General features: G+C 68.9%; 19 protein-coding genes and 3 pseudogenes. 11 read left to right on the top strand and 11 right to left on the bottom strand.

Translation table 11 applies throughout. The features are described from left to right. Positions 1 to 9: 9 nt before the first annotated feature. The 5 genes and pseudogenes from PKO50_RS17920 (at position 10) to PKO50_RS17900 (ending at position 4,689) form a co-directional block, all read left to right on the top strand. A pseudogene (locus PKO50_RS17920) lies at positions 10 to 1,409 on the top strand (ATP-binding protein). Then, positions 1,406 to 2,073, top strand: a pseudogene (locus tag PKO50_RS17915) (response regulator). Before PKO50_RS17920 ends, PKO50_RS17915 begins: the two co-directional pseudogenes overlap by 4 nt. 526 nt (positions 2,074 to 2,599) lie before the next feature. Beyond that, positions 2,600 to 3,028, top strand: a pseudogene (locus PKO50_RS17910) (GNAT family N-acetyltransferase); the annotation flags it as partial. Beyond that, on the top strand, positions 3,014 to 3,379 hold the full coding sequence (locus tag PKO50_RS17905; RefSeq protein WP_275630496.1) for a DUF1801 domain-containing protein: 366 nt from the start codon (positions 3,014 to 3,016) through the stop codon (positions 3,377 to 3,379). The pseudogene PKO50_RS17910 and the gene PKO50_RS17905, both read left to right, overlap by 15 nt. Before the next feature lie 383 nt (positions 3,380 to 3,762). Beyond that, positions 3,763 to 4,689, top strand: coding sequence for an MBL fold metallo-hydrolase (locus tag PKO50_RS17900; protein ID WP_275626797.1), 927 nt, complete (start codon positions 3,763 to 3,765; stop codon positions 4,687 to 4,689). 136 nt (positions 4,690 to 4,825) lie between these two features. Here the strand turns inward: PKO50_RS17900 and PKO50_RS17895 are convergent, their stop codons facing one another. Beyond that, the gene (locus PKO50_RS17895) at positions 4,826 to 5,659 is read right to left on the bottom strand and encodes an oxidoreductase (protein WP_275626796.1); all 834 of its coding nucleotides are present in this window, start codon (positions 5,657 to 5,659) and stop codon (positions 4,826 to 4,828) included. A 24-nt stretch (positions 5,660 to 5,683) separates the two neighbouring features. Between PKO50_RS17895 and PKO50_RS17890 the strand changes: the two genes are divergently transcribed. Further along, a complete protein-coding gene (locus PKO50_RS17890; protein WP_176450329.1) occupies positions 5,684 to 6,700 on the top strand; it encodes an AraC family transcriptional regulator in 1,017 nt (338 codons plus the stop codon). Between the two features lie 366 nt (positions 6,701 to 7,066). Here the strand turns inward: PKO50_RS17890 and PKO50_RS17885 are convergent, their stop codons facing one another. Both PKO50_RS17885 and PKO50_RS17880 read right to left on the bottom strand, forming a co-directional pair. Continuing rightward, on the bottom strand, positions 7,067 to 7,408 hold the full coding sequence (locus tag PKO50_RS17885; RefSeq protein WP_074986491.1) for a carboxymuconolactone decarboxylase family protein: 342 nt from the start codon (positions 7,406 to 7,408) through the stop codon (positions 7,067 to 7,069). Between the two features lie 128 nt (positions 7,409 to 7,536). Beyond that, entirely contained in the window at positions 7,537 to 7,929 is a 393-nt protein-coding gene (locus PKO50_RS17880) for a GFA family protein (protein WP_275626795.1), read from the bottom strand. 219 nt (positions 7,930 to 8,148) lie between these two features. On the opposite strand from PKO50_RS17880, the gene PKO50_RS17875 reads away from it, so the two are divergent. The 3 genes from PKO50_RS17875 (at position 8,149) to PKO50_RS17865 (ending at position 13,049) form a co-directional block, all read left to right on the top strand. Then, a complete protein-coding gene (locus tag PKO50_RS17875) occupies positions 8,149 to 9,303 on the top strand; it encodes a GGDEF domain-containing protein (protein ID WP_275626794.1) in 1,155 nt (384 codons plus the stop codon). Positions 9,304 to 9,817: 514 nt separating this feature from the next. Then, positions 9,818 to 10,396: an S-(hydroxymethyl)glutathione synthase gene (gfa, locus tag PKO50_RS17870; protein ID WP_109936911.1), complete on the top strand. Its 579-nt coding sequence runs from the start codon at positions 9,818 to 9,820 to the stop codon at positions 10,394 to 10,396. Positions 10,397 to 10,547: 151 nt separating this feature from the next. Further along, the gene (locus PKO50_RS17865) at positions 10,548 to 13,049 is read left to right on the top strand and encodes an excinuclease ABC subunit UvrA (RefSeq protein ID WP_275626793.1); all 2,502 of its coding nucleotides are present in this window, start codon (positions 10,548 to 10,550) and stop codon (positions 13,047 to 13,049) included. A gap of 42 nt (positions 13,050 to 13,091) precedes the next feature. Here the strand turns inward: PKO50_RS17865 and PKO50_RS17860 are convergent, their stop codons facing one another. The 7 genes from PKO50_RS17860 to PKO50_RS17830 form a co-directional block, all read right to left on the bottom strand. Continuing rightward, the gene (locus PKO50_RS17860) at positions 13,092 to 14,303 is read right to left on the bottom strand and encodes an MFS transporter (RefSeq protein ID WP_089392433.1); all 1,212 of its coding nucleotides are present in this window, start codon (positions 14,301 to 14,303) and stop codon (positions 13,092 to 13,094) included. Positions 14,304 to 14,568: 265 nt separating this feature from the next. Then, positions 14,569 to 16,899: a 5-methyltetrahydropteroyltriglutamate--homocysteine S-methyltransferase gene (gene metE, locus PKO50_RS17855; protein WP_275626792.1), complete on the bottom strand. Its 2,331-nt coding sequence runs from the start codon at positions 16,897 to 16,899 to the stop codon at positions 14,569 to 14,571. 333 nt (positions 16,900 to 17,232) lie between these two features. Next, complete coding sequence (locus tag PKO50_RS17850; protein ID WP_275626791.1) at positions 17,233 to 17,931, bottom strand: anaerobic ribonucleoside-triphosphate reductase activating protein; 699 nt, start codon at positions 17,929 to 17,931, stop codon at positions 17,233 to 17,235. Next, on the bottom strand, positions 17,928 to 18,074 hold the full coding sequence (gene nrdD / locus PKO50_RS17845) for an anaerobic ribonucleoside-triphosphate reductase (RefSeq protein ID WP_058489224.1): 147 nt from the start codon (positions 18,072 to 18,074) through the stop codon (positions 17,928 to 17,930). The genes PKO50_RS17850 and nrdD overlap by 4 nt, the downstream gene beginning before the upstream one ends. Positions 18,075 to 18,120: 46 nt before the next feature. Further along, positions 18,121 to 20,145, bottom strand: a complete 2,025-nt coding sequence (locus PKO50_RS17840; protein ID WP_275626790.1) for a ribonucleoside triphosphate reductase — start codon at positions 20,143 to 20,145, stop codon at positions 18,121 to 18,123. A 472-nt stretch (positions 20,146 to 20,617) separates the two neighbouring features. Next, entirely contained in the window at positions 20,618 to 22,909 is a 2,292-nt protein-coding gene (locus tag PKO50_RS17835) for an OsmC domain/YcaO domain-containing protein (protein ID WP_275626789.1), read from the bottom strand. A gap of 108 nt (positions 22,910 to 23,017) precedes the next feature. Next, positions 23,018 to 23,803, bottom strand: coding sequence for a transporter substrate-binding domain-containing protein (locus tag PKO50_RS17830; protein ID WP_109936903.1), 786 nt, complete (start codon positions 23,801 to 23,803; stop codon positions 23,018 to 23,020). A gap of 397 nt (positions 23,804 to 24,200) precedes the next feature. On the opposite strand from PKO50_RS17830, the gene PKO50_RS17825 reads away from it, so the two are divergent. Together PKO50_RS17825 and PKO50_RS17820 are read left to right on the top strand one after the other, a co-directional pair. Further along, a complete protein-coding gene (locus tag PKO50_RS17825) occupies positions 24,201 to 24,944 on the top strand; it encodes an SDR family oxidoreductase (RefSeq protein ID WP_109936902.1) in 744 nt (247 codons plus the stop codon). A 116-nt stretch (positions 24,945 to 25,060) separates the two neighbouring features. Further along, entirely contained in the window at positions 25,061 to 25,798 is a 738-nt protein-coding gene (locus PKO50_RS17820) for a class I SAM-dependent methyltransferase (RefSeq protein WP_275626788.1), read from the top strand. Between the two features lie 8 nt (positions 25,799 to 25,806). Here the strand turns inward: PKO50_RS17820 and PKO50_RS17815 are convergent, their stop codons facing one another. Next, positions 25,807 to 26,205 (bottom strand): GFA family protein, encoded by a 399-nt coding sequence (locus tag PKO50_RS17815; RefSeq protein ID WP_275626787.1) that lies wholly within the window; start codon positions 26,203 to 26,205, stop codon positions 25,807 to 25,809. Positions 26,206 to 26,261 lie beyond the last annotated feature (56 nt).

Genomic DNA, 26,261 nt, shown 5'->3' with positions numbered 1-26,261 from the left:
GGCGGTGCCATGAAAATCAGCCTTTCCAGCAAGTTCTTCCTGGCCATGCTGGCGGTCTGCGCCTTCGCCGTGCTGGGCATGGTCTTCGCCGCCTACCTGAGCCTGAGGTACGGCTTCCTCGGCTACCTCAACCAGCAGGCCGAGGAGCGCATGGAGCTCATCGTCCCGCGCGCCGAGCGGGCCTTCGCCACCCACGGCAGCTGGGATTTCATCCGCAGCGACCGCGACCAGTGGTTCGACATGCTGCGCCCCGAGAAGGTGGAGCAGGACCGCGACTTCGATCCCAGCCACCTGACCGTCTCCGACCTCACCGGCGCCTTCGTCCGCTTCGCCCTGCTGGACGAGGCGCAGCGCCTGATCATCGGCTACAACGCGCCGCCGGCGGAGATGGTCCTGCGGCCGATCCGCCACCAGGGCCGGGTGGTCGGCTGGATGGCCCTGGCGCCGCTGCAGTCGGTGACCAGCGTCGGCGACCGGCGCTTCCAGCTCAACCAGCTGCGCTCCAGCCTGCTCATCGGCCTGGCCTGCCTGCTGGCCACCGCGGTGATCGCCTGGTGGCTGACCCGCAGCCTGCTGCGGCCCATTCGCCAGGTGGCCGGCGCCACCCACCGCCTGGCCGCCGGCGACTACGCCATCCAGCTGCCGGTGCGCTCGGCCGACGAGGCCGGCCAGCTGGCCGCCGACTTCAACCGCATGGCCGCCACCCTGGCCAGCAACGAACGCCTGCGCCGCGACTTCATGGCCGACATCTCCCACGAGCTGCGCACCCCGCTGGCGGTGATGCGCGCCGAGCTGGAAGCCATGGAGGACGGCATCCGCCCCTGGACGGCACCGCCGTGCGCTCGCTGCAGGCCGAGGTGGGGGCGCTGACCAAGCTGGTGGAGGACCTCTTCGACCTGTCCCTGGCCGAGGTCGGCGGGCCCACCTACCGCCGCGAGCGCATCGACCTGCGGGTGCTGCTGCCGGTGGTGGCCGACGCCTTCCGCGCCAGCTTCGCCGAGCGCGGCCTGGGCCTGGGCCTGGACCTGGAACTGCCGGACGAACCGCTGTGGGTGCTGGGCGACGAGTCGCGCCTGGGCCAGCTGCTGCACAACCTGCTGGAGAACAGCCGGCGCTATACCGACCCCGGCGGCCGCACGGTGCTGCGCGCGCTGCGCGACGGCGAGCGCGTGCTGGTGCAGTGCGAGGACTCCGCGCCGGGCGTCGACGCGGCCTCGCTGGAGCGCCTGTTCGAGCGCTTCTACCGCGCCGAGCGCTCGCGCAACCGCGCCAGCGGCGGCACCGGCCTGGGCCTGGCGATCTGCCGCGGCATCGCCGAGGTGCACGGCGGGCGCCTGAGCGCCCGGGCTTCCAGCCTGGGAGGGCTGCTGATGACACTGGAACTGCCGCTGGCGGGAGACGCGCAATGAGCCAGGGCGAGATCCTGCTGGTGGAAGACGAGCCCAAGCTGGCCGCGCTGGTGGGCGACTACCTGCGCGCCGCCGGCTACGACGTGGCGCACCTGGCCGACGGCAACGCGGTGATCCCGGCGCTGCGCGGCAAGGCCTACGACCTGCTGCTGCTCGACCTGATGCTGCCCGGCCGCGACGGCCTGGACATCTGTCGCGAACTGCGCGGCTTCAGCCGCATGCCGCTGATCATGATGACCGCGCGGGTCGAGGAGATCGACCGCCTGCTGGGCCTGGAACTGGGCGCCGACGACTACATCTGCAAACCCTTCTCCCCCGCGAGCTGGTGGCGCGGGTCAAGGCCGTGCTGCGGCGCAGCGGCGCCCAGGCGCCGAACCCGGGCCTGGAACTGGACCCGCGGGCCTTCCAGGCGCGCTACCTGGGCGTGGCGCTGGACCTCACCCCGGTGGAGTTCCGCATGCTCGCCGCCCTGGCCGCACGCCCCGGCCAGGTGCTGTCCCGCGACCAGCTGATGAACCACATCTACCAGGACCACCGCGTGGTCGCCGACCGCACCGTCGACAGCCACGTGAAAAACCTGCGGCGCAAGCTGGCGGCGGTGGCGCCGGGGCACGACCCGATCCGCTCGGTCTACGGGGTGGGTTATAGCCTGGAGGTGGGGTAGGGCGGCGTACGCAACCATCCCCCTGTAGGAGCGCGCCCTGCGCGCGAATCGCGGGCAGGGCCCGCTCCTACGGTCGAACTCAACCGTAGGGCGAATAACCGTTCGCGGTTATCCGCCGTTTGACCTTGATCCCCGGCGCGCCGCAGATTCGGCCACGAAGCGCCTGTTCGAGGCCCCGATCACGCAAGATGCCGGGACGCCCCCGTAGGAGCGGACTCTATCCGCGATCGCGGACAAGGTCCGCTCCTACAGGTGGGCTCGGAGGTGGGTGAATTGTAGGAGCGAGCTTGCTCGCGAACAGACTCCGCTGCGGGGTTCATTCGCGAGCAAGCTCGCTCCTACGAAAAGCCGTGCTCGCCTGAAACGTCGCGATCCGGCCGCCAGGCCGGTGCCAGGCCTTATCGCGGATGAGGCGGATTGCTCCCATTCCCGGAATGTCGGCTAACTTCCCGATACACCTTCCTCCTCAAGGCCCAGGGCGGGAGGCCTATGCTCGACAACCCATGCAAAGGCCGGAGCCTCGAAGATGATCCATATTCGCCCCGCCACCGAGGCGGACGTGGCGACCCTGTTCGCCATCCGCACCAGCGTGCGCCAGAACCACCTGTCCCACGGGCAGTTGGCCGAACTGGGCATCACCCCGGCCAGCGTGGCCGAGGCCATCCGCCTCGGCCCATGCTGCTGGCTGGCCGAGGCGGATGGGGTGGCCGCGGGCTTCGCCATGGTGGATGGGACGGCAGGGGAAGTCTTCGCCCTGTTCGTTCGCCCGGAATACGAAGGCCGCGGGGTAGGGCGCCTGCTGCTGGCGACGGCCGAGACGAGCCTGTTCCGCGAGCATGCGCGCATCTGGCTGGTCACCGACGGCTCGGACGGCATCCGCGCCAACGCCTTCTACCAGCGCCAGGGCTGGCGAAAGGTGGCCAGCCTCGATGCCCGTGACGTGCGCTATGAGAAGCAGGCTGGTGCCGTCGACAGGCTGCTGCAGGACGTGCGCCTGGTCAGCGAGACGAACTTCCGGCTGCTCTGCCGGGTACGTGAACTGGCATTGGCGGTGGCCCCCGATGTCCATGACGAAGTGAAGTACGGCGGCGTACTGTTCTCCCGGGCGCGGCCCTTCGGCGGCGTCTTCGCCTATGCGGGTCACGTCTCGCTGGAGCTCAGCCAGGGTGCCAGCCTGGACGACCCCCACGAGGTACTGGAGGGGAGCGGCAAGCAGCGGCGGCACATCAAGCTGCGCACGCCCGACGACGTCGAGGCGCGTCAGGTGGCCTACTACCTGCGCAGCGCCGCAGCACTGGCCGGGTAACCCGCCGGCCGTCTTCCGGCAACACGGCCCTGTTTGCAGATGGCCAGAATGACCGATTACGCAAGAGAACGACCCCAGCCTGGATTTGACGGAGTCGAAAGCACGATAGGGCAGCTCTGAAGTGCCTGTAGGAGAATGACTACAGTCACGTGCCTATATACCCGTGAAAGCGAGTGGCGACAGATACCTTCGTATATACCCCCGCCCCTGACGTATAGCGCTACCGTCCCGATGTAGAAGTGCGCCAGGAAGTACCCGCCAATAGCATGGATTCACAGCGACGATTCGCTGCAAGGGTCCTGCGGTTCGGCGCTCGCCCATTGCCCCGCCGGGCGCGAAGGAACGACTTCCAGGTCATTGGCCACTTCTTCCGAGGAACAGTCATGAACATGCATCCGAGCTATCCCGAGCAACAGGATGGAGCCCACCCGCCAAGGGAGGAACTGGTGCCTTCGCGCTATGCGTTGCGCGTCGGCGAGATCGACGTGCTGGTGGTCAGCGACGGGGTGTTGCCGCTGCCGACCGCGACCATGTCCACCAATGCCGACCCGGCCGCCCGCGCGGCCTGGTTCAAGGACATGTTCCTGGGGCCGGAGGCCTTCGACTGGGCGCTGAACGTGCTGGTGGTGCGCAGCGGCGAGCAGACCATACTCGTCGACGCCGGCCTGGGCGGGCAGTTCCCCGGCTTTCCGCGGGCCGGGCAGTTCCCCGGGCGGCTGGCCGCCGCGGGTATCGACCTGGGGACGGTGACCGACGTGGTGATCACCCACATGCACATGGACCATATCGGCGGGCTGCTCGTCGACGCGGTGAAGAACCGGTTGCGCCCGGATGTGCGGATCCACGTCGCGGCCGCCGAGGTCGAGTTCTGGGCGGCGCCGGATTTCTCCCTTACCGCCATGCCGTCGCCGGTGCCGGACGTCCTGCGCTCGACCGCCGGGCAGTTCATGGAGGCATACCGCGACAAGCTGCACACCTTCGAGAATGAACATGAAGTGGCGCCGGGCGTGGTCGCCAGGCTCACCGGCGGCCACACGCCGGGGCACAGCGTGGTGCAGGTGACGTCCGCCGGCGAACGGCTGACCTTCGCGGGCGACGCGCTATTCCCGGTTGCCTTCGACCACCCCGACTGGCACAACGGTTTCGAGCATGACCCCGAGGAGTCGGTGCGGGTGCGGGTGCGCCTGTTGCGCGAGGCGGCGGCGAGCGGGGAATTGCTGGTGGCTACCCACCTGCCGTTTCCCTCCGTTGGGCGGGTGGCGGTGGATGGGGAGGCTTTCCGCTGGGTGGCGGCCTTCTGGGATTATTGAGGGCCTCAATGCTGCCGGTGAGTCCAATCGCGGACGGAGTCCGCTCCTACAGGTCGCCGTGAAGCATGGCATTCCCCCGTAGGAGCGGACCTTGTCCGCGATAGCCGGAGGTATCGTGAGATCCGCTAGGGCCGGTTCAACCATCCGTGGAACGGGTGGTGGCTTCCCAGGCCGCTATTTCCTCTTCCAGCGCCCCCAGTTTCTGGCGCACCAGGCCGAGGGCGTCGCTGCCCAGCAGCAGATGGGCCGGAGGATTCGCCGAGCCGATCGCTTCCAGCATGGCGCGCGCCGCCTTCTTCGGGTCGCCGAGCTGCTTGCCGCTTTTTTCCTGTCGCGCCTGGCGGACGGGGTCGAAGAGGGCATCGTAGTCGGCGATGCTGCGGGGGCTTCGCACCATGGAGCGGCCGGCCCAGTCGGTGCGGAAGGAGCCGGGCGCGACGGAGGTCACGGCGATGCCGAAGCCTTCGACTTCCTTGCCCACCACTTCTGATATGCCCTCCAGCGCGAACTTGCTGCCGCAGTAGTAGGCGATGCCGGGCATGGTGATGAAGCCGCCCATGGAGGTGATGTTCAGGATGTGGCCGCGGCGGCGCTGGCGCATGTAGGGCAGCACGGCCTTCATCATCGCCACGGCGCCGAACACGTTCACCTCGAACTGCCGGCGCATCTCCGACAGCGGAGACTCTTCGAGGATGCCTTCGTGGCCGTACCCGGCGCTGTTCACCAGGACGTCCAGCGGGCCGAGGGTGCTCTCGACCTCGGCGACCATCGGCTCGATGGCCGCGAAGTCGGTCACGTCCAGCAGGCGGCCCGTTGCCCGGCCGGGGGCCAGCGCTTCGAGCGCGGCCTTTGCCTGCGCGCTGCGCACCGTGCCCACCACGCGGTGCCCGTCGGCCAATGCCTCCTGGACGAGGGCGAGCCCGAAGCCGCTGCTGGCGCCGGTGATCAGCAAGGTTTTGGAAGATGACATGGCGATGGCTCCATTGCAGGGGGAATGAGCGCACAATACTCACCATTCGGCCCGCTTGAGAGACCTCATCTTCTGACTTCATTGCCTGATTCTATGAGCAGCATTGCATCCGACCGCAACCGGGCACGCATGGTCGCCCTGCTGGAGGCGCTGGCCCCCAACGAGGGATACAACCTCACGTCCCTGGCCAGCGTGCGCATCCTCAGGTCGGATCGCCCGCTGGCCCGGACGCCGGTGCTCTACGACCCCGGTATCGTGATCGTCTGCCAGGGCTGCAAGCGCGGGTACTTCGGCGACCAGGTCTATGTGTACGACGAGCAGCATTACCTGGCCGTCGCGGTGCCCGTGCCCTTCACCATGGAAACGGACGCGACGGCCGAACGCCCGCTGCTGGCCCTCTACATGCACCTGGATTTCCAGCTCGCCGCCGAGCTGATGATCCAGATCGACCAGCAGCGGGCGCCCGCGCCGGAGGATGCGCCGCGGAGCATGATGTCCAGCCCCATGGACGAGGCGCTGGCCGCTTCCGTCCTGCGCTTTCTGGCGGCGCTGAACGACCCCCTGGAGGCGAGGGTTCTCGGCCCCGCCCTGCTGCGCGAGCTGTATTTCCGCGTGCTGACCGGCGCCCAGGGCAATGCCATGCGCGCGGCGCTGGCCATGCAGGGGCGCTTCGGCAGGATCGCCAGGGCGCTGCGGCGCATCCACGCCGATTACGCGCAGCCGCTCGATCTGCCGCAGCTTGCCGACGAAGCCGGCATGAGCGTTCCGTCGTTCCACAGCCATTTCAAGGCGATCACCCAGACCTCGCCCATGCAGTACGTGAAGTGCACGCGCCTGCACCAGGCCCGGCTGCTGATCGTGCGCCAGGGCATGACGGCGCAGGCCGCCAGCCATGCCGTCGGCTACGCCAGCGCCTCGCAGTTCAACCGGGAGTTCAAGCGGCTGTTCGGCCGTTCGCCCCAGGCGGAGGCCAGGCGGATGCGCGAGAGTTTTGCGATTCCGCCGGTGCATGGGGAGGCGGTGTATGTGTCTTCCCATTAGGCCGTTCGGGGCAATCGCGGACGGAGTCCGCTCCTACGTCCGTGCTCGACCGTAGGGCGAATAACCGTTCGCGGTTATCCGCCGTTGGCCGGAACGCCGGTGCCCGACGGCCGCGGCGGATAACGCCGTAGGCGTTATGCGCCCTACGGGTTGGAAAGAGGCGGCGCAGCCTGCAAGACAGTTGCTCCTACGTAGCCCGGCCCACGCCATTCCCTTGTAGGAGCGCGCCCTGCGCGCGAATCGCGGGCAGGGCCCGCTCCTACAGGTTTACGCCGTTCCCTCTCCCTGAAGGAGAGGGGGCTGTCCGGTGTGAGTGGGAGGTTCGGCGTCAACCTGTAGGAGCGGACTCCGTCCGCGATTTTCCTTTCAGGCACCGCCCGCCTGGTCCACCGCGGCCAGCACCCGCGTGGAGTACACCAGGGCGGCGCCGGTGTTCATCGCCACCGCCACGCCCAGGGCCTCGGCGATTTCCGCCTTGCTGGCGCCTTCCTTCACCGCTTCGGCGGCGTGTACCGAGATGCAGCCGTCGCAGCGGGTGGTCACCGCCACGGCCAGGGAGATCAGCTGGCGCGTCTTGGCGTCCAGGTGGCCGGTTTCCTGGCCGGCGCCGCTGGCGGTGAGGTAGCCGTCGACGGTGCCCGGGGAGAGCTTCCCGAGCTCGCCCACGCCGGCCATCAGCTGATTGCGGTGTGCGTTCCAGTCCATCATGTGTCCATCCTCCGGGTGATGCTGCCTCGGCAGCCGACAGGTGCCGATGACGCTACCCACTGGCGCGGCGCGGGGCACTACGCCTTTGGCGGCGGATGGGCGGGACTTTGGGAGGAGGGCGCGGCCGCCTATTCCTCGTGGCGGCCCGTGCCCTCGCGGTCGCGCAGGTAGTGCCTGGCCAGGGGGAAGGCCGGCAGCCAGGATTCGCGGCGAAGGGTCCAGAGTTCGTAGGTCGGCACGAACTGGTCCGGGGCATCCAGGGCGCCCAGGTTCACTTCCACCTCGTCCGCGCTGCGCAGGAACACCGACGAGCCGCAGCGGGGGCAGAAATGGCGCCCCGCGTAGTCGTGGGTCTCGCCTTCGATGGCCACCGCGGCCTCGGGGAATATCGCCGAGGCGTGGAACAGGGCGCCATGGTGCTTGCGGCAGTCTAGGCAGTGGCAGAGGCCGACCCGGTAGGGGCGCCCCGATGCCACGAGACGGACGTTGCCGCACAGGCAACCGCCGGTGAACTGGTCCATGCTGCATCTCCTCTGGAATCGACCCTTGGGATGTCTCCCGCCGGCCTTGGCGGTTGCTGTGAAAATACAGGAAGGGGCTATGCTCGTGGGAGCATCTTCCGGCCCGGCGCGGACATCCGGGCGCTTCCCGTCGGCAGGGCGGGGAGGGCCCTGCGAAAAAGCGCCGCGAACGCTTAGAATCCGCCACCCTCCACCGTACAGACAGTCCCGTTCAGACGTATGGCGCTCGATCCTCCCACGATGTTGACCCTCTCGATCGCCCTGGCAGCGGCCGCCGCCCTGTACCTGGCGATCGAGTGGCGCAACGTACGCGAACCCTCGCTGCTGTTCTGGAGCGCGGGCTTCGCCACCATCACCGTCGGCTCGACCCTCGCCCTGCTGCGCATGCGCGGCTTCCCGCTCATCGGCATCTGGTTCGCCAACGGCCTGCTGGTCACCGCCCACTGGCTGTTCCTGCTGGGCGTCGCGCGCTTCACCGAGGCGCGCCTGTCCCGCGCCTGGTACCTGATCTTCGTCGCCTGGGCGGGCATGTTGCTGCTGCCGGATGGGCAGGCCTGGTCGAAGGTGATGCTGCTGGCCAACTCGCTGCTGGTGGCGTTGCCGACGCTGCGCGCCAGCGCGCTGCTGCGGCCCCACGGCAAGTCGTTGAGCGTGGGCGCGGTGCAGCTGCGCTACGTGCTGCTGCTGCACGGGCTGTTCTACCTGGCCAAGGCGCTGACGGCGGTGCTGCCGGGCACGCTGATCGACCTCACGGCCTTGCGCGGCGAGATCATCCAGGTCTCGCTGGTGGAGGGGGCGATGGCGATCATGCTGATCGCGCTGTCGATGACCGGCACCGAGCGCTACCGCCGCGAGAAGCGCATGGCCCGGCTGGCCGCCCGCGACCCGCTGACCGCCCTGTACAACCGCCGCGCCCTGGAAGTGCGCGCCCCGCGGCTGCTGGAGGAAGTCTCCAGCGTGCGGCCGGGCGCCCTGCTGCTGATCGACATCGACAACTTCAAGCTGGTCAACGACCTGCACGGCCACATCGCCGGCGACCGGCTGCTGGTGACGCTGAGCGAGATGATCCGCTCGCTGCTACCCGAGGGCGCGCTCGCGGCCCGGCTGGGCGGCGACGAGTTCGTCATCCTGCTGAGCGACGTGACCCCCGAGCGGGTCGTGGCGCTGGGCGGCGCGCTGCGCGAGCAGTTCCACAAGGCCGCCACGCAGGCCTTCGCCACCCCCGCGGCGGTGACCCTGAGCATCGGCGCCAGCCTGTTCGACCAGCCGCCGGCGAGCCTGGCGGCGCTGATCGAGCAGGGCGACGCCGCGCTCTATGAGTCCAAGCGCGGCGGGCGCGACAGCATCCGCCTGGTGGACCGCAGCTTTTCGTAGGAGCGAGGGGGGCGCCTAGCTCTTGCTCGCGAACCCTGGGTTTCCGCGTTCGCGATAGTTCGTAGGGCGCATAACGCCTACGGCGTTATCCGCCAAATCGCGGACAGAGTCCGCTCCTACGCGGGCCGAGCCATGCCATTCCCCTGTAGGAGCGCGCCCTGCGCGCGAATCGCGGGCAGGGCCCGCTCCTACAGCTCCAGGAAGCACCGTCGTAGGAGCGGACTCCGTCCGCGATTGGATTCACCGGCCACGCCGAACGCCCCGGTAGCACGGCCAACGGCGGATAACCGCGAACGGTTATTCGCCCTACGGTCGGGCACGGTCGTAAGGACTCTGTCCGCGATTGGAGATGCCCCTACCGGATGTCCGGCCCGCCACCGGAGCCGTGCGTTTGGCGGGACAATCCACCGATGGCCCGTCCGGGCCATGAGCCACCCATCTCGACCGGCAGGGCTTCGCGGCACGGCATGTCGCGGTGCCGGCCCGCCGGCGCGAACGCCAGGAGGTCAACCCCATGAGCGCGATTCACATTCACCCCTCGCTGGACAACGGCATCCGCCCGGAACAGCCCGGTTTCGCCGGCGGCACCCTGCAATGCCTGTGCGCGACCGACAAGGTGGAAGTCGCGGTCGGCGCCCAGACGCTGCACAACCACGCCTGCGGCTGCACCAAGTGCTGGAAGCCCGCGGGGGCGACCTTCTCGGTGGTCGCGGTGGTGCCGCGGGACAAGGTCAGCGTGCGCGCCCACCCCGAGAAGCTGCACATCGTCGACGAGAGCGCGGTCATCCAGCGCCATGCCTGCCGCGAGTGCGGCGCGCACCTGTTCGGCCGCATCGAGAACCAGGGGCATGCCTTCTACGGCCTGGACTTCGTGCACACCGAGCTTTCCCCGCAAGAGGGCTGGTCGGCGCCGGGCTTCGCCGCCTTCGTCTCCTCGGTGATCGAGAGCGGCACCCCGCCGGCGCAGATGGCGGCGATCCGCCAGCGCCTGCGCGAACTGAACCTGGAGCCCTATGACTGCCTGTCGCCGCCGCTGATGGACGCGCTGGCCACCCACGCCGCCAAGCAGAAGGGTACCTACCGCGAGGCTTGACGGCGGCGGGGCGGAGCCCACCCACCCGATCGAGGCTCTCGGATAGCGCGGGCCTCGTCAGGCATACTGCCGGGCAACAGAGCACCGAGTCCGTCCCCATGCCCCACAGCAAGCCCCCGCTTGCGCCCCCGGCGCCAGCGGTTTCGTCGAAGTGCGCGGCGCGCGCGAGCACAACCTCAAGGACGTGGATGTCGCCATCCCGCGCGATGCGCTGGTGGTGTTCTCCGGCGTATCGGGTTCCGGCAAGTCCTCGCTGGCGTTCGGCACCCTCTATGCCGAGGCGCAGCGGCGCTACTTCGAGTCGGTGGCGCCCTATGCCCGGCGGCTGATCGACCAGGTGGGCGTGCCGGACGTCGACGCCATCGACGGCCTGCCACCGGCGGTGGCGCTGCAGCAGCAGCGCGGCGCCAGCAACGCGCGCTCCTCGGTGGGCAGCGTGACCACCCTGTCCAGCCTGGTGCGGATGATGTACTCGCGCGTCGGCACCTACCCGGCGGGCCAGCCGCTGCTGTACGCCGAGGACTTCTCGCCGAACACGCCGCAGGGCGCCTGCCCGGCCTGCCATGGCCTGGGCCACGTGTACGAGGTGACCGAGGCGCTGATGGTGCCGGACCCGTCGCTGAGCATCCGCGACCGGGCCATCGCCGCCTGGCCGCCGGCCTGGCACGGGCAGAACCTGCGCGACATCCTGGTCACCCTGGGCTACGACGTCGACCGCCCCTGGCGCGACCTGCCGCGCAAGGACCGCGACTGGATCCTGTTCACCGAGGAAACGCCGACGGTGCCGGTGTACGCCGGCTTCACCCCCGCCGAGACCCGCGCGGCGCTCAAGCGCAAGCTGGAGCCCAGCTACATGGGCACCTTCACCGGTGCGCGGCGCTACGTGCTGCACACCTTCGCCAGCACCCAGAGCGCCCTGATGAGAAGGCGCGTATCGCGCTTCATGGAGGGCCGGCCGTGCCCGGCCTGCGGCGGCAAGCGGCTCAAGGCCGAGGCGCTGGCGGTGACCTTCGGCGGGGTGGACATAGGCGCGCTGGCGCAGATGCCGCTGGACCAGGTGGCGGCGCTGCTGGAGCCCATCGCCCGGGGCGATTTCCGTGCCCGGCCCGGTGGCGCGCTCTCGGAGGAGAAGCAACTGGCGGCGCGGCGCCTGGCCGAGGGCGTGGTGGCGCGGCTGCGCACCCTGCAGCAGCTGGGCCTGGGCTACCTGACCCTGGACCGTGCCACGCCGACGCTGTCCACCGGGGAACTGCAGCGCCTGCGCCTGGCCACGCAGCTGAGCTCCATGCTGTTCGGCGTGGTCTACGTGCTCGACGAGCCCTCGGCCGGGTTGCACCCCTCCGACAGCCAGGCCCTGTACGACGCCCTGGACAAGCTGCGCGACGCGGGCAACTCGGTGTTCGTGGTGGAGCACGACCTGGAGCTGATGCGCCGCGCGCAATGGCTGGTGGACGTCGGGCCCGACGCCGGGGAGCGCGGCGGCCGGGTGCTCTACAGCGGCGCGCCGGCCGGCCTGCGCGAGGTGGCGCAGTCGCACACCGCCCGCTACCTGTTCGACGAGCTGTCCGCGCCGCCCAGCCGCGGGCGCGAGGCCGCCGGCTGGCTGGAGCTGCACGGCATCCACCGGCACAACCTGCGTGGGGTGGACGCGCGCATCCCGCTGGGCGTGCTCACCGCGGTCACCGGCATCTCCGGTTCGGGCAAGTCCAGCCTCATCGCCCAGGCGCTGCCCGAGCTGATGCTGGCGCACCTGGGGCACGAGCCCGAGGACGATGCCGCCCAGGGCGGCGACGAGGGCCCGGCGATCCTCGAAAGCACCGGCGGCCACCTGGCCGGCGATGTCGACGCCGTGCAGCGCGTGGTGCAGGTGGACCAGAAGCCCATCGGCCGCACGCCGCGCTCCAACCTGGCCACCTACACCGGCCTGTTCGACCACGTGCGCAAGCTGTTCGCCGCCACCCCCGACGCGCGCCGCCGCCGCTACGACGCCGGGCGCTTCTCGTTCAACGTGGCCAAGGGACGCTGCGACACCTGCGAGGGCGAGGGCTTCGTCAGCGTGGAGCTGTTGTTCATGCCCAGCGTCTACGCGCCATGCCCCACCTGCCACGGCGCCCGCTACAACGAGGCCACGCTGCAGGTGCGCTGGAACGGGTGCAACATCGCCGAGGTGCTGCGCATGACGGTGGAAGAGGCCTGCGACTTCTTCGCCGCCGAAGAGGCGGTGGCACGCCCGCTGCGCCTGCTGCGCGAGATCGGCCTGGGCTACCTGCGCCTGGGCCAGCCGGCCACCGAGCTGTCCGGCGGCGAGGCGCAGCGCATCAAGCTGGCCACCGAGCTGCAGCGCAGCCAGCGCGGCCGCACCCTGTACGTGCTGGACGAGCCCACCACCGGCCTGCACGTGGCGGATGCCGACCGCCTGATGGTGCAGCTGCAGCGGCTGGCCGACGCCGGCAACAGCGTGGTGATGATCGAGCACGACATGCGCGTGGTGGCCCAGGCCGACTGGGTGATGGACGTGGGCCCGGGCGCCGGCCAGGCCGGCGGCCGCCTGGTGGCCTGCGGCACCCCGCGGCAACTGGCGAAGGTGAAGGGCAGCCGGACCGCGCCCTACCTCGCCGCGGAACTGGCCCGCCCGCGCCGCGGCAAGCGCTGAGGGCGGATGGCGACAGGCGCTCGTGCGAGCGCCCGGGGCCGGTCAGGCCCGCTTGGTAGACGGCAGCAGGATGGTCAGGCAGCCCAGCAGCGGCAGGTAGGAGCACAGCTTGTACACGTACTCGATGCCGTGGATGTCGGCCAGGTGCCCGAGCAGGGCGGCGCCGATGCCGCCGAAGCCGAACATCAGGCCGAAGAACACCCCGGCGATCATGCCGACGTTGCCGGGCACCAGTTCCTGGGCGAAGACCACGATGGCGGAGAACGCCGAGGCGAGGACGAAGCCGATGACCATGCTCAGCACGCCGGTCCAGAACAGGTCGACGTAGGGCAGGGCCAGGGTGAAGGGGGCCACGCCGAGGATGGAGAACCAGATCACCGCCTTGCGCCCGATCCTGTCGCCCACCGGGCCGCCGAAGAAGGTGCCGGCGGCCACGGCGCCGAGGAACAGGAACAGGTACAGCTGCGAGCTGGCCACCGAGAGGTGGAACTTCTCGATCAGGTAGAAGGTGAAGTAGCTGGTGAAGCTGGCCATGTAGAAGTACTTGGAGAACACCAGCAGCGCCAGCACCACCAGCGCGGCGTTCACCCGGCCCCTGGACAGGCCGTGGGTGGCCTTGCTGCCCTGCTTGAGCCTGAACAGGTTCAGGTGGTTGCGGTACCAGCGGCTGAGGCCGTAGAGCACGCCGATGGCGAAGACCGCGAACAGGCCGAACCAGGCCACGTTGCCCTGGCCGTAGGGCACGATGATGGCCGCGGCCAGCAGCGGGCCGAAGGCACTGCCGGCGTTGCCGCCGACCTGGAAGCTGGACTGTGCCAGGCCGTAGCGCCCGCCCGAGGCCAGGCGCGCGATGCGCGAGGTTTCCGGGTGGAAGGTCGAGGAGCCTATGCCCACCAGCGCCGAGGCCAGGAGAATCGCCGGGAAGCTGCCGACGAAGGCCAGCAGGAGGATGCCGACCAGGGTGCAGACGCTGCCCGCCGGCGCCAGCCAGGGCTTGGGATGGCGGTCGGTGTGGTAGCCCACCCAGGGCTGCAGCAGCGAGGCGGTCAGCTGGAAGGTCAGGGTGATCAGGCCGACCTGGGTGAAGCTCAGCCCGTAGTTGGCCTTGAGCACCGGGTAGATCGACGGCAGAACGGCCTGGATCAGGTCGTTGATCAGGTGGGCCAGGGCGCAGGCGCCGATCACGCGCATGACCAGGGGGCTTGCTTGGCTGGCGACGGAAGCGGCAGCCGTGGGGGCGGCGATAGTGGACATGGTACTCCGGGCAGCAAGGTGCGGCCGGCGCGCGGGCGCGGCCATCGTTATTGATTGGCGGAGTCCTATCCTAGGCAGTGCCGGGCCGCCCGTCTTGCGAGTTTCGGACGTCGGGTATCGAGAAACGGGCAATTCGCACCGGGAAGGCCCTGGGCGGGAGCGCTTGGCCGTGGCCAGGCCCCCGCACCGGGCATCGAGGCCCGCCTTGCGCGGGCCACAAGGCGAAACGGGACGCCAGGCGTCCCGTTCCATCATCGCCGGCCGCTCAGGCCAGGGCGGCGAGGTCGTTGCGCAGCTCGCGGGCCGCCGCCACCATGTTCACCAGCGCGGCCTCGGTCTCCGGCCAGGCGCGGGTCTTCAGGCCGCAGTCCGGGTTCACCCACAGGCGCTCGGCGGGAATGCGCTGGGCCGCCTTGCGCAGCAGCTTGACCATCTCTTCCCGGCTCGGCACCCGCGGCGAGTGGATGTCGTAGACGCCAGGGCCGATCTCGTTCGGGTAGTCGAACTTCTCGAAGGCCTCCAGCAGCTCCATGTCCGAACGCGAGGTCTCGATGGTGATGACGTCGGCGTCCATGGCGGCGATGGATTCGATCACGTCGTTGAACTCGCTGTAGCACATGTGGGTGTGGATCTGGGTTTCGTCGCGCACGCCCGAGGCGCACAGGCGGAAGGCCTCGGTGGCCCACTCCAGGTAGGGCGCCCAGGCGCTCCTGCGCAGCGGCAGGCCTTCGCGGAAGGCCGCTTCGTCGATCTGCACGATCCTGATGCCGGCCGCTTCCAGGTCGACCACTTCGTCGCGGATGGCCAGCGCCAGCTGGCGCGCCTGCACCTCGCGGGGCACGTCCTCGCGCGGGAAGGACCACATCAGCATGGTCACCGGGCCGGTCAGCATGCCCTTCATCACCTTGCCGGTGAGGCTCTGGGCATAGGTGATCCACTCCACGGTCATGGCCTTCGGGCGGCTCAGGTCGCCATAGATCACCGCCGGCTTCACGCAGCGCGAACCGTAGCTCTGCACCCAGCCGAAGCGGGTGAAGACGTAGCCGTCGAGCTGCTCGGCGAAGTACTCGACCATGTCGTTGCGCTCGGCCTCGCCGTGCACCAGCACGTCCAGGCCCAGGTTCTCCTGGATCTGCACGGCATGGCGGATCTCGCTGTGCATGGCCTCGGTGTACTCGGCCTGGCTCAGCTTGCCCTGCCGGAACGACTGGCGCGCCAGGCGGATGGCCGAGGTCTGCGGGAAGGAACCGATGGTGGTGGTGGGAAATGCCGGCAGGTCGAGGCCGGCGCGCTGCTTGGCGATGCGCTCGGCGAACGGGGAGTGGCGCTGGGCATCGCTCGGCTCGATGGCGGCCAGGCGGGCCTGCACGGCCGGCTTGTGGATGCGCGGCGAGGCGGCGCGGCTGGCCTGCACGGCGCGGCTTTGTTCCAGGGCGGCAACGACGTCGGCGGCCTGCGGCTCGGTGGCGGCGCGGGCCAGCACGGCCACTTCGGCGCACTTCTGCACGGCGAAGGCCAGCCAGCTCTTCAGCTCGGCGTCGAGCTGGTCTTCGCGTTCCAGGTCGACCGGGCTGTGCAGCAGCGAGCAGGACGGCGCGAGCCACAGGCGCTCGCCGAGGCGTTCCTGGGCGTGGCGCACGATGTCCAGGGCCTTCTCCAGGTCGCAGCGCCAGACGTTGCGGCCGTTGACCAGGCCCAGGGACACGACCTTGTAGGCCGGCAGGCGGTCGAGGATGCTCGGGTACTGTTCCGGGGCGCGCACCAGGTCGATGTGCAGGCCGTCCACCGGCAGGCCGGCGGCCAGGCCGAGGTTGTCTTCCAGGCCGCCGAAGTAGGTGGCGACCAGTTTCTTCAGCGGCTCGCTCTGCAGCAGGTTGTAGGCGCGCTCGAAGGCGTTCTTCCAGTCCTGCGGCAGGTCGAGCACCAGGATCGGCTCGTCGATCTGCACCCATTCCACGCCCTGGGCGGCCAGGCGGCGGAAGATCTGGCCGTAGAGCGGCAGCAGGCGCTCCAGCAGGTCGAGCTTGTCGAAATCGGAGCCTTTGGCCTTGCCCAGCCAGAGGTAGGTCAGCGGGCCGATCAGCACGGGCTTCACATTGTGGCCCAGGGCCTTGGCCTCATCGACCTCTTCGAACAGCTGTTCCCAGCTCAGCTCGAACTGCTGGTCGGCAGTGAATTCGGGGACCAGGTAGTGGTAGTTGGTGTCGAACCACTTGGTCAGCTCTTGTGCGAGAAGGGGCTGGGCATGGGCACCGCCGCAGCAGCTGTCGCTGCTCTTCGTTCCAACGGCGCCACGGGCCATGCCGAAGAGCGTCTGCAGGGTCGGCTTGGCATCGCCATGGCCACGGAAGCGCTCGGGGATGACGCCGAAGGTCAGCGAGTGGGTCAGCACCTGGTCGTACCAGGCGAAGTCGCCCACCGGTAGCAGCTCGATGCCGGCGTCCTTCTGTACCTGCCAGTGGGCGGCACGCAACTGCCTGCCGACGGCGCGCAGGCCGGCCTCGTCCAGTTCACCCTTCCAGAAGGCTTCCAGGGCTTTCTTCAGTTCGCGGTCCCGGCCGATACGCGGGAAGCCGAGGTTGTGGGCCAATGCCATGGGTAAATCTCTCCATTGAAAAACCAGTGGAGGGATTTTCGGGATTGGTGGTTCATGAGACAAACTCAATTTATTTGCGATGAAATCAAGTTTTACTCATGATTGAACTTCGTCATCTACCTCGGCGCTCGGGCTTTCCCCCGGATCGCGGATGAGTCCGCTCCTACAGTTTGGCCTCTTGCGCCGAGTCTCCCTGTAGGAGCGGGCCCTGCCCGCGATTCGCGCGCAGGGCGCGCTCCTACAGGGGAATGGCGTGGATGGGGATAGCCGTAGGAGCGGACTCCGTCCGCGATTTTCGGTAACCGGCGAACACCCTTAGCGAGCAGGAACTCGCTAGGCATCCCGCAATTCGAATCTCGGGAACAGCGCTTCCAGCTCGCCCCACAATGCCGCTGCGCCCTGAGGGGCAGGCGTTGCGATGAGTCGCGGATCGAGCTGGCGCCCGCTGCGGGCCAGTTGCACCACGAAGCTTTCCACGCCCATCCCGCGCAGGCGCGTGGCCAGGCGACGGAGGCGCGCCAGGTCGAACAGTTGCCAGTGCACCGTGGTCCGGCATTCGTGGTCCACGCCGCTTTCCAGCAGCAGTTCCAGGCTGCGCCAGTTGGCGCGGCCGCTGCGGGGCACGCCGGTGATGGCGTCCATGTCCTCGGCCAGCGCCTTCACGTCGAACCCCACCCAGTCCGTGTGCGGCAGCGCCCGGGCGAAGGCGCGCGGCTGGATGCCGGCGCTGTGCAGGCCAACGCGAAAGCCCAGTTCGCGGACGGCGGCCATGGCCCCGGGCAGCGCGGCCTGCAGCGTCGCTTCGCCGCCGCTGAACACCGCGGCCTGCAGCAGGCCCTGGCGCCGGCGGAGGAAGGCGAGGATGTCTTCCCAGGGGAGCCGCGCCTCGCCGCGAGCCGGGATCAGCTGCGGGTTGTGGCAGTAGCGGCAACGCCAGGCGCAGCCCTGGCAGAACAGCACGCAGGCCAGCAGGCCGGGGTAGTCGAGGGTGGTCAGGGGCACCAGGCCCCCGACCCTGAGCGTAGCGCTCATCGCGTCTCGCGGAAGTGGCAGCGCTCGCGGTGCTCGGACTGCTTGCCGGCGTTGAACGCCGACACCGGGCGGTGGTAGCCCATCACGCGGGTCCAGACTTCACAGCGCTGGCGCTGGTTTTCGGGCAGTTGGTTCGCTTTCATCGGTAGAGCTCCTTTCTTGCGGTTGGTGAAGCGGGGTGCCGTCGGCTCAGCCGCCGCAGCTGCCGCAGCAACTGGCGGCGCGTTGTTGCAGCAGGGCGTCGTCGCACCTGGGGCAGAACTCGTGTTCGCCGGCGAGGTAGCCGTGCACCGGGCAGATGGAGAAGGTCGGCGTGACGGTGAGGTAGGGCAGGCGGAAGCGCCCGAGGGCGCTGCGCACCAGGGTCTTGCAGGCCTCGGCGCTGGAGATGCGCTCGGCCATGTACAGGTGCAGCACGGTGCCGCCGGTGTATTTGCATTGCAGGGCGTCCTGCAGTTCCAGCGCCTCGAAGGGGTCGTCGGTGAGGCCCACCGGCAGCTGCGAGGAGTTGGTGTAGTAGGGCGCTTCCGGCGTGCCGGCCTGGAGGATGTCCGGGTGGCGCTTGCGGTCCTCGCGGGCGAAGCGGTAGGTGGTGCCCTCGGCGGGCGTCGCCTCCAGGTTGTAGAGGTGGCCGCTGTCTTCCTGGAAGCCCACCAGCCGCGCCCGCACGTGGTCCAGCAGCGCCAGCGCCATCTGCCGGCCGGCCTCGGTGTGCAGGCCCTCGCGGTCGTCGGTGAAGTTGCGCACCATCTCGTGCAGGCCGTTCACGCCGATGGTGGAGAAGTGGTTGCGCAGGGTGCCCAGGTAGCGCTTGGTGTAGGGGTAGAGGCCGGCGTCCATGTGCTGCTGGATGACCTTGCGCTTCACCTCCAGGCTGTCGAAGGCCAGGGCCAGCAGGTAGTCCAGCTGGCGGTAGAGCCCTGCCAGGTCGCCGCGGTGACGATGGCCCAGGCGCGCGCAGTTGAGCGTCACCACGCCCAGCGAGCCAGTCTGTTCCGCCGAGCCGAACAGGCCGTTGCCGCGCTTGAGCAGCTCGCGCACGTCCAGCTGCAGGCGGCAGCACATGGAGCGCACCTGGTTGGGCTGCATGTCCGAGTTGAGGAAGTTCTGGAAGTACGGCAGGCCGTAGCGCGCGGTCATCTCGAACAGGCGCGTGGCGTTGGCGCTGTCCCAGGGGAAGTCGTGGGTGATGTTGTAGGTGGGGATGGGGAAGGTGAACACCCGGCCATGGGCGTCGCCGGCCTGCATCACCTCGATGTAGGCGCGGTTGATCAGGTCCATCTCCGCCTGCAGCTCGCCATAGGCGAAGGGCATTTCCTCGCCGCCGACGTAGGGGACCTGCTCGCGCAGGTCTTCCGGGCAGACCCAGTCGAAGGTCAGGTTGGTGAAGGGCGTCTGGGTGCCCCAGCGCGACGGCACGTTGAGGTTGTAGATGAACTCCTGGATGGCCTGGCGCACCGCGTCGTAGCCCAGCCGGTCCTTGCGCACGTAGGGGGCGAGGTAGGTGTCGAAGGAGCTGAACGCCTGGGCGCCGGCCCACTCGTTCTGCAGGGTGCCGAGGAAATTCACCATCTGCCCGAGGGCGCTGGACAGGTGCTTCGGCGGCCCGGCCTCGACCCGCCCCGGCACGCCGTTGAGGCCCTCGTTGAGCAGGGTGCGCAGCGACCAGCCGGCGCAGTAGCCGGCCAGCATGTCGAGGTCGTGGATGTGCAGGTCGGCCTCGCGGTGGGCGGCGGCGATGGCTTCGTCGTACACCTCGTCCAGCCAGTAGTTGGCGGTGACCTTGCCGGAGACGTTGAGGATCAGCCCGCCCAGGGAGTAGCCCTGGTTGGCGTTGGCGCGCACCCGCCAGTCTTCCCGCGAGAGGTATTCGTTCATCGAGGCGGCGACGTCCACCAGCGTCTTGCGCTCGCGGCGCAGGCGGCCGTGGCGTTCGCGGTAGACGATGTAGGCCCGCGCGGTGGGGTAGTGGCCGGCCTCCATCAGGCTGCGCTCGACCAGGTCCTGCACCTGCTCCACGTCCAGGTCGCCCTGCATCGGCAGGCGCGCCAGCACGCGGCGCGTCAGTTCCTGCGCATGGGGCGCGGCGAACTCGCCGCTGGCCTCGCCGGCGGCGGCGATGGCGCGTTCGATCTTGCTCGGGTCGAAGGGGACGGCGGCGCCGTTGCGCTTGCGCAGGCGGCCGGGAAGCGGGGCATTCCGTGGCTGGGTCATTTGGCTGGATTCCACAACATGATGTGTTTTGAATTTTCAAGACAACAATATGTTGTGGAATCTAACGGCGTCGGCCGAGGAGGGATTGACCTCGGTCAATGTTCGGTGCCAGGCGATTCCGGCCATCGGAGGTATTGACCGACCCGGCCCTGCGCCCTACGTAGGGCGGCTTCGGCGGGGAAATCCATCCGCCGTTTCCGGCGACGGATCATCGCGGACGGAGTCCGCTCCTACGACGGTGCTTCCTGGAACTGTAGGAGCGGACCTTGTCCGCGATAACCGGAGGGCCCGGCGCGATTCGCGGATGAGATCCGCTCCTACGCTGCCCCACCACACCGTGCCCATGTAGGAGCGCGCCCTGCGCGCGAATCGCGGGCAGGGCCCGCTCCTACAGGTTGTCGGTAGTCATGGCATATCCCCCGTAGGATTCCGTCCGCGATTGAACCCGCGGGCCAACCCACGCCCGGCCGAATCAACCCGCCGGCCGGCCCCGCGCCGCATTTGGCTTGCGGATCGCCAGGCGCCGCGGCTTGAGGCCGCTGCCGGGGCCGTTCGCGCCAGCATCCGCCACGGGCTGCAGCCTGGCCCGCGCCGCATGAAGCTTCCGGTAGCTGTCGATCAGCCGCAGGTGCCTGTCGAGGCCCTCCAGCTTCATGCTGGTCGGCGTCAGGCCGTGGAAGCGCACGCTGCCGTCCACCGAGCCCAGCGCCGCGTCCATCCGCTCGTCGCCGAACATGCGGCGGAAGTTGGCCTCGTAGTCGGCGATTTCCAGTTCGTCGTCCAGCACCACCTCCAGCACCACGTTCAGGGCCTGGTAGAACAGCCCGCGCTCGACCGTGTTGTCGTTGTACTGGAGGAAGGCCTCCACCAGCTCCTTGGCGTCTTCGAAGCGCTGCAGGGCGAGGTGGATCAGCAGCTTCAGCTCGAGGAGGGTCAACTGGCCCCAGACCGTGTTGTCGTCGAACTCGATGCCGATCAGGGTGGTGATGTCGGTGTAGTCGTCCACCTCGCAGTCTTCCAGGCGGTCGAGCAGCGCCTCGAGGCGGGCGTCGTCCAGGCGGTGCAGGTCGAGGATGTCCTCGCGGAAGGCCAGCGCCTTGTTGGTGTTGTCCCAGACCAGGTCCTCCACCGGGTAGATCTCCGAGTAGCCCGGCACCAGGATGCGGCAGGCCGTCGCCCCCAGGTGCTCGTACACTGCCATGTACACTTCCTTGCCCAGGTCTTCGAGGATGCCGAACAGGGTGGCGGCTTCCTCGGCGTTGGACTCCTTGCCCTGGCCGGAGAAGTCCCATTCGACGAACGCGAAGTCGGCCCGGGCGCTGAAGAAGCGCCACGACACCACGCCGCTGGAGTCGATGAAGTGCTCGACGAAGTTGTTCGGCTCGGTCAGCGCCTGGCTTTCGAAGGTGGGCTGCGGCAGGTCGTTCAGGCCTTCGAAGCTGCGGCCCTGGAGCAGCTCGGTCAGGCTGCGCTCCAGCGCCACCTCCAGGCTGGGGTGGGCGCCGAACGAGGCGAACACGCCGCCGGTGCGCGGGTTCATCAAGGTCACGCACATCACCGGGAACCGGCCGCCCAGGGACGCATCCTTGACCAGCACCGGGAAGCCCTGTTCCTCCAGGCCGCGGATGCCGGCCAGGATGCCCGGGTACTTCGCCAGCACCTCCTGCGGCACGTCCGGCAGCGCCAGTTCGTTCTCGAGGATTTCGCGCTTCACCGCGCGCTCGAAGATTTCCGACAGGCACTGCACCTGCGCTTCGGCCAGGGTGTTGCCGGCGCTCATGCCGTTGCTGAGGTAGAGGTTCTCGATCAGGTTGGACGGGAAGTACACCACCTTGCCGTCGGACTGGCGCACGAACGGCAGTGAGCAGATGCCGCGCCGCACGTTGCCGGAGTTGGTGTCGTACAGGTGCGAGCCGCGCAGCTCGCCCTCGGGGTCGTAGATGGCCAGGCAGTGCGCATCGAGGATTTCCGCCGGCAGCGCGTCCTTGTGGCCGGGCTTGAACCAGCGCTCGTCGGGGTAGTGCACGAAGGGCGCGTTGGCGATCTCCTCGCCCCAGAACTGGTCGTTGTAGAAGAAGTTGCAGTTCAGGCGTTCGATGAACTCGCCCAGGGCCGAGGCCAGCGCGCTTTCCTTGGTCGCGCCCTTGCCGTTGGTGAAGCACATCGGCGACTGCGCATCGCGGATGTGCAGCGACCAGACGTTGGGCACGATGTTGCGCCAGGAGGCGATCTCGATCTTCATGCCCAGGCCGGCGAGGATGCCTGACATGTTGGCGATGGTCTGCTCCAGCGGCAGGTCCTTGCCCGGGATGCAGGTGCGCGCGCCCGCGTCGGCACTGGGCATCAGCAGCGCCTGGGCATCGGCGTCGAGGTTCTCCACTTCCTCGATGACGAACTCGGGCCCGGTCTGCACCACCTTCTTCACCGTGCAGCGGTCGATGGAGCGCAGGATGCCCTGGCGGTCCTTTTCCGAGATGTCCGCCGGCAGCTCCACCTGGATCTTGAAGATCTGCTTGTAGCGGTTCTCCGGGTCGACGATGTTGTTCTGCGACAGGCGGATGTTGTCGGTGGGGATGTTGCGCGTCTGGCAGTAGAGTTTCACGAAGTAAGCCGCGCACAGCGCCGACGAAGCCAGGAAGTAGTCGAACGGACCCGGTGCGGAGCCGTCGCCCTTGTAGCGGATCGGCTGGTCGGCTATCACCGTGAAGTCGTCGAACCTGGCTTCGAGCCGAAGGTTATCGAGAAAATTGACCTTGATTTCCATGCGGGTTTACCACGGCAAAAAATAAAATGAATAACCCGCCATTATAAGCATTCCGCAAATCTATCCGCCCATTTAACCGCCCGGCGCGCCAGGGCTTCGGCCGGAACGCTAGTTCCCGCTCGCCGCCTGGTAGCGCCCGGCCGCCCGCTGCACCCAGCCTTCGTCGAGCAGCTGCCGCAGGGCGCCTTCGATCAGCTGGCGCTCGGCCGTCAGCGGGCGCTGGTGGGAGAAGCCGAGGTAGAGGTCGGTGCGGCTGTCCGGCTGGAAGCGGGTGCGCACGATCTGCCGGGCCAGCTGCGGGTCGCGCAGTTCGTAGTCCACCTGGCAGTCGGTGCCTATCACCAGTTGCAGGCGACCGAGGGCGAGCATCTGCAGCAGCTGCGTCTCGTTGTTCACGCCGAACTTCTTCAGGCGCTTGTCGGAGTCGAAGGGTTCGAAGTAGGCGGATTCCAGCACGTAGCCGATGGTGGGGCCGAGCAGGTCGTCGTAGCGGGCGATGGCCGGCGCCAGCTGTGGCGAGGCATACAGGCGCGGCGCGCAGGAGTAGTAGGGCAGGGGCAGGTAGTCGATGTAGTGCTCGCGCTCCGGGGTGCGCGCAAGGCCGGTCATCAGGTCCGCCGCGCCGCTCTGCAGGGCGGCCAGGCCGCGGGCCCAGGGCGCGCGGTGCACCTCGAAGCGCAGGCCGGTGCGCCTTTCCAGCTCGGCCAGCAGGTCCATGTCCAGGCCGCTGATGCGGCCGTCGGCGCCCTCGATGCGGAAGGGCGGCCAGTAGTCGGTCATCACCCGCAGCGGCGCGTGTTCGTCAGCACCGGCGGCGGTTGCCAGCGCGAGCAGGCCGATGCCCAGCCAGCGGCGAGCGGACGCGACGAACCTGGTGAAGGGCTGGCAAGGCATACCGGCTCCCGGTGATGAAAGGGGTGAGATCGGCGGCTCCCTTGCCGAGGGGCGCTGCAGGCCCCGGAGCATTCGGTCGGCGGACGTTCCATGGGGTGGAGACGTCGCAGAATCCTTACGAATTATCTGAAGGATAGCTTTCTGCCGCCATCTTGCGGAATGCCGATGGGATGGGGCGAAAAGGTTTGGGCGCCCGGGCCGGCACGCAGTCCGAAGTACCTCGTGTGCAGTCGAAAGCACTCGCTTTGCGGCGAGTCATGATGACTCCTGTTTATTTCAAGGTATTGATAATAAAACGATTTATTCATGGCATGGAAGTTGTTGACGGCTCCTGGCGCCGGTGTGTGGAACGCCACGCGCCAGGCGCATCCCACTGAAGACCATCAGGAGCATGTACATGCCAAGCAATGATTCCAGGTCCCCCCTGGCGGTGATCACCGGTGCCGGTTCGGGCATCGGCCTGGCCGTGGCCCGGCGGCTGTTGCGCGAAGGCACCAGGGTAGTGGCCATGGCCCGGCGCGAGGTGCCACCGGCCGAACTCGACGAGGCCGGCGGCCATCTGTGCTGGCTGAGCGGCGACGTCACCCGCGCCGATGATCTCCAATGCCTGGCGGACCTGGCCCGGGAACTGGGGCCGGTGGACTACCTGCTGCCCAACGCCGGCATCGCGCAACTGGCCGACGGCCTGGACGAGGCGGCGTTCCAGCGGCAGTGGGCGGTGAACGGCGCCGGCGCGCTGAACACCCTGGCCGCCCTGCGCGGGCAGATGGCGCGGCCATCTTCGGTGGTGTTCATCGGCACCTTCCTGTCCCAGGTCACCTTCCCGGGGCTGGCGGCCTACATCGCCTCGAAGTCCGCGCTCAAGGCCCGGGCCCGCACCCTGGCGGTGGAGCTGGCGGCCGAGGGCATCCGTGTCAACATCGTGTCCCCCGGGCCCACGGCGACACCGATCTGGGGCACCCTGGGGCTGGACGACGAGGCCCTGGGCAAGGTCGCCGCCACCGTCAACGGGCGCCTGCTGGATGGCCGTTTCCTGGAAGCGGAGGCGGTCGCCGATGCGGTCCTCTTCATGCTCTCGGAGCGGGCCCGCGGCATCCACGGCCAGGACCTGGTCGTCGACAACGGCTACACCCTGCGCTGAAGCCTGCCTGCGCCGCCTTCGCGGCGCAGGCCGCGGGCTTGTGCCGCGCCCGCCGCTCTGCTTGCATGTCCGCCCAGGGCTGCATGGCCCGGTCGACGTACACCCAGGAGCCCGCAATGGCGCAGAACATCTACGACAACCCCGATTTCTTCGCCGGCTACACCCAGCTGCCGCGCCAGGTGCATGGCCTGGACGGCGCGCCGGAGTGGCCGCAACTGCGCGCCATGCTGCCGGCGCTGGCCGGGGCGCGGGTGCTGGACCTGGGCTGCGGCTTCGGCTGGGCCGCGCGCTGGATGCGCGAGCAGGGCGCGGCCTCGGTGCTGGGCATCGACCTGTCGGCGAGGATGATCGAGCGTGCCCGCGCCGACACGCCGGACGCGGCCATCGAGTACCACCGGGCCGACCTTGAGACCCTGGAGCTGCCGGCGGCCGCCTTCGAGCTGGCCTACAGCTCGCTGACCTTCCACTACCTGCGCGACTTCCCGCGCCTGGTGCGCATGCTCCAGCGGGCCCTGGTGCCGGGCGGCGGGCTGGTGTTCAGCATCGAGCACCCGATCTACATGGCCACCGCGCACCCCGGCTGGCTGGCGGACCAGGGCGGCCGCAAGACCTGGCCGGTGAACCAGTACGCGCTGGAGGGCGAGCGCCGCACCGACTGGTTCGCCAAGGGCGTGCTGAAGTACCACCGCACCCTGGCCACCACCCTCAACACGCTGATCGGCAACGGCTTCGCCATTGGCGAGGTGCACGAGTTCGCGCCCAGCGCGGAGCAGCTGGCGGCACAGCCTGCGCTGGCCGAGGAGCTGGAGCGGCCGATGCTGCTGCTGGTGGGCGCCCGGCGCCTGGGTGATTAACGCGTCGCTCAGGGCTCCTGCGGCCAGCGGTCGTCGATGTCGTACCAGGGCGCCTTGGAGGCGGTGTAGATGTGCTTCTGGCTGGACGGCCGGAAGTCGCTGTCCAGGGTGCCCAGGGCCACCGCGATCCAGTCCGGGTAGTCGCCCTGGCTGTCCGACCAGAACAGCGTGGCGCCGCACTGGCCGCAGAACTGGCGGCTGACCGTGGGCGAGGAATGGAAGGTCTTCAGCTGCTCGGCGCCCTGCAGGCTCAGGGCGCTGCGCGGCACGCTGCCGTAGGTGGCGAAGGCGGCGCCATGGCCCTTGCGGCACTGGCTGCAGTGGCAGTGCGAGACCGCCTTGGGCGGCGTCGCCAGCTGGTAGCGGATGTGGCCGCAGAGGCAGCTGCCGTGGAGGGTTTCGTTCATGTTCATGCGTCCCGGGGTTGGAAGAAGACCCGGCGCGCCAGCGGTCGGGGACGGCA

Origin of the sequence: Pseudomonas sp. 273 (assembly GCF_029201425.1) — a bacterium.
Lineage (GTDB): Bacteria > Pseudomonadota > Gammaproteobacteria > Pseudomonadales > Pseudomonadaceae > Pseudomonas > Pseudomonas delhiensis.
The sequence above is the reverse complement of the archived record's forward strand: the minus strand, read 5'-3'. Positions and strand labels throughout refer to the sequence as shown.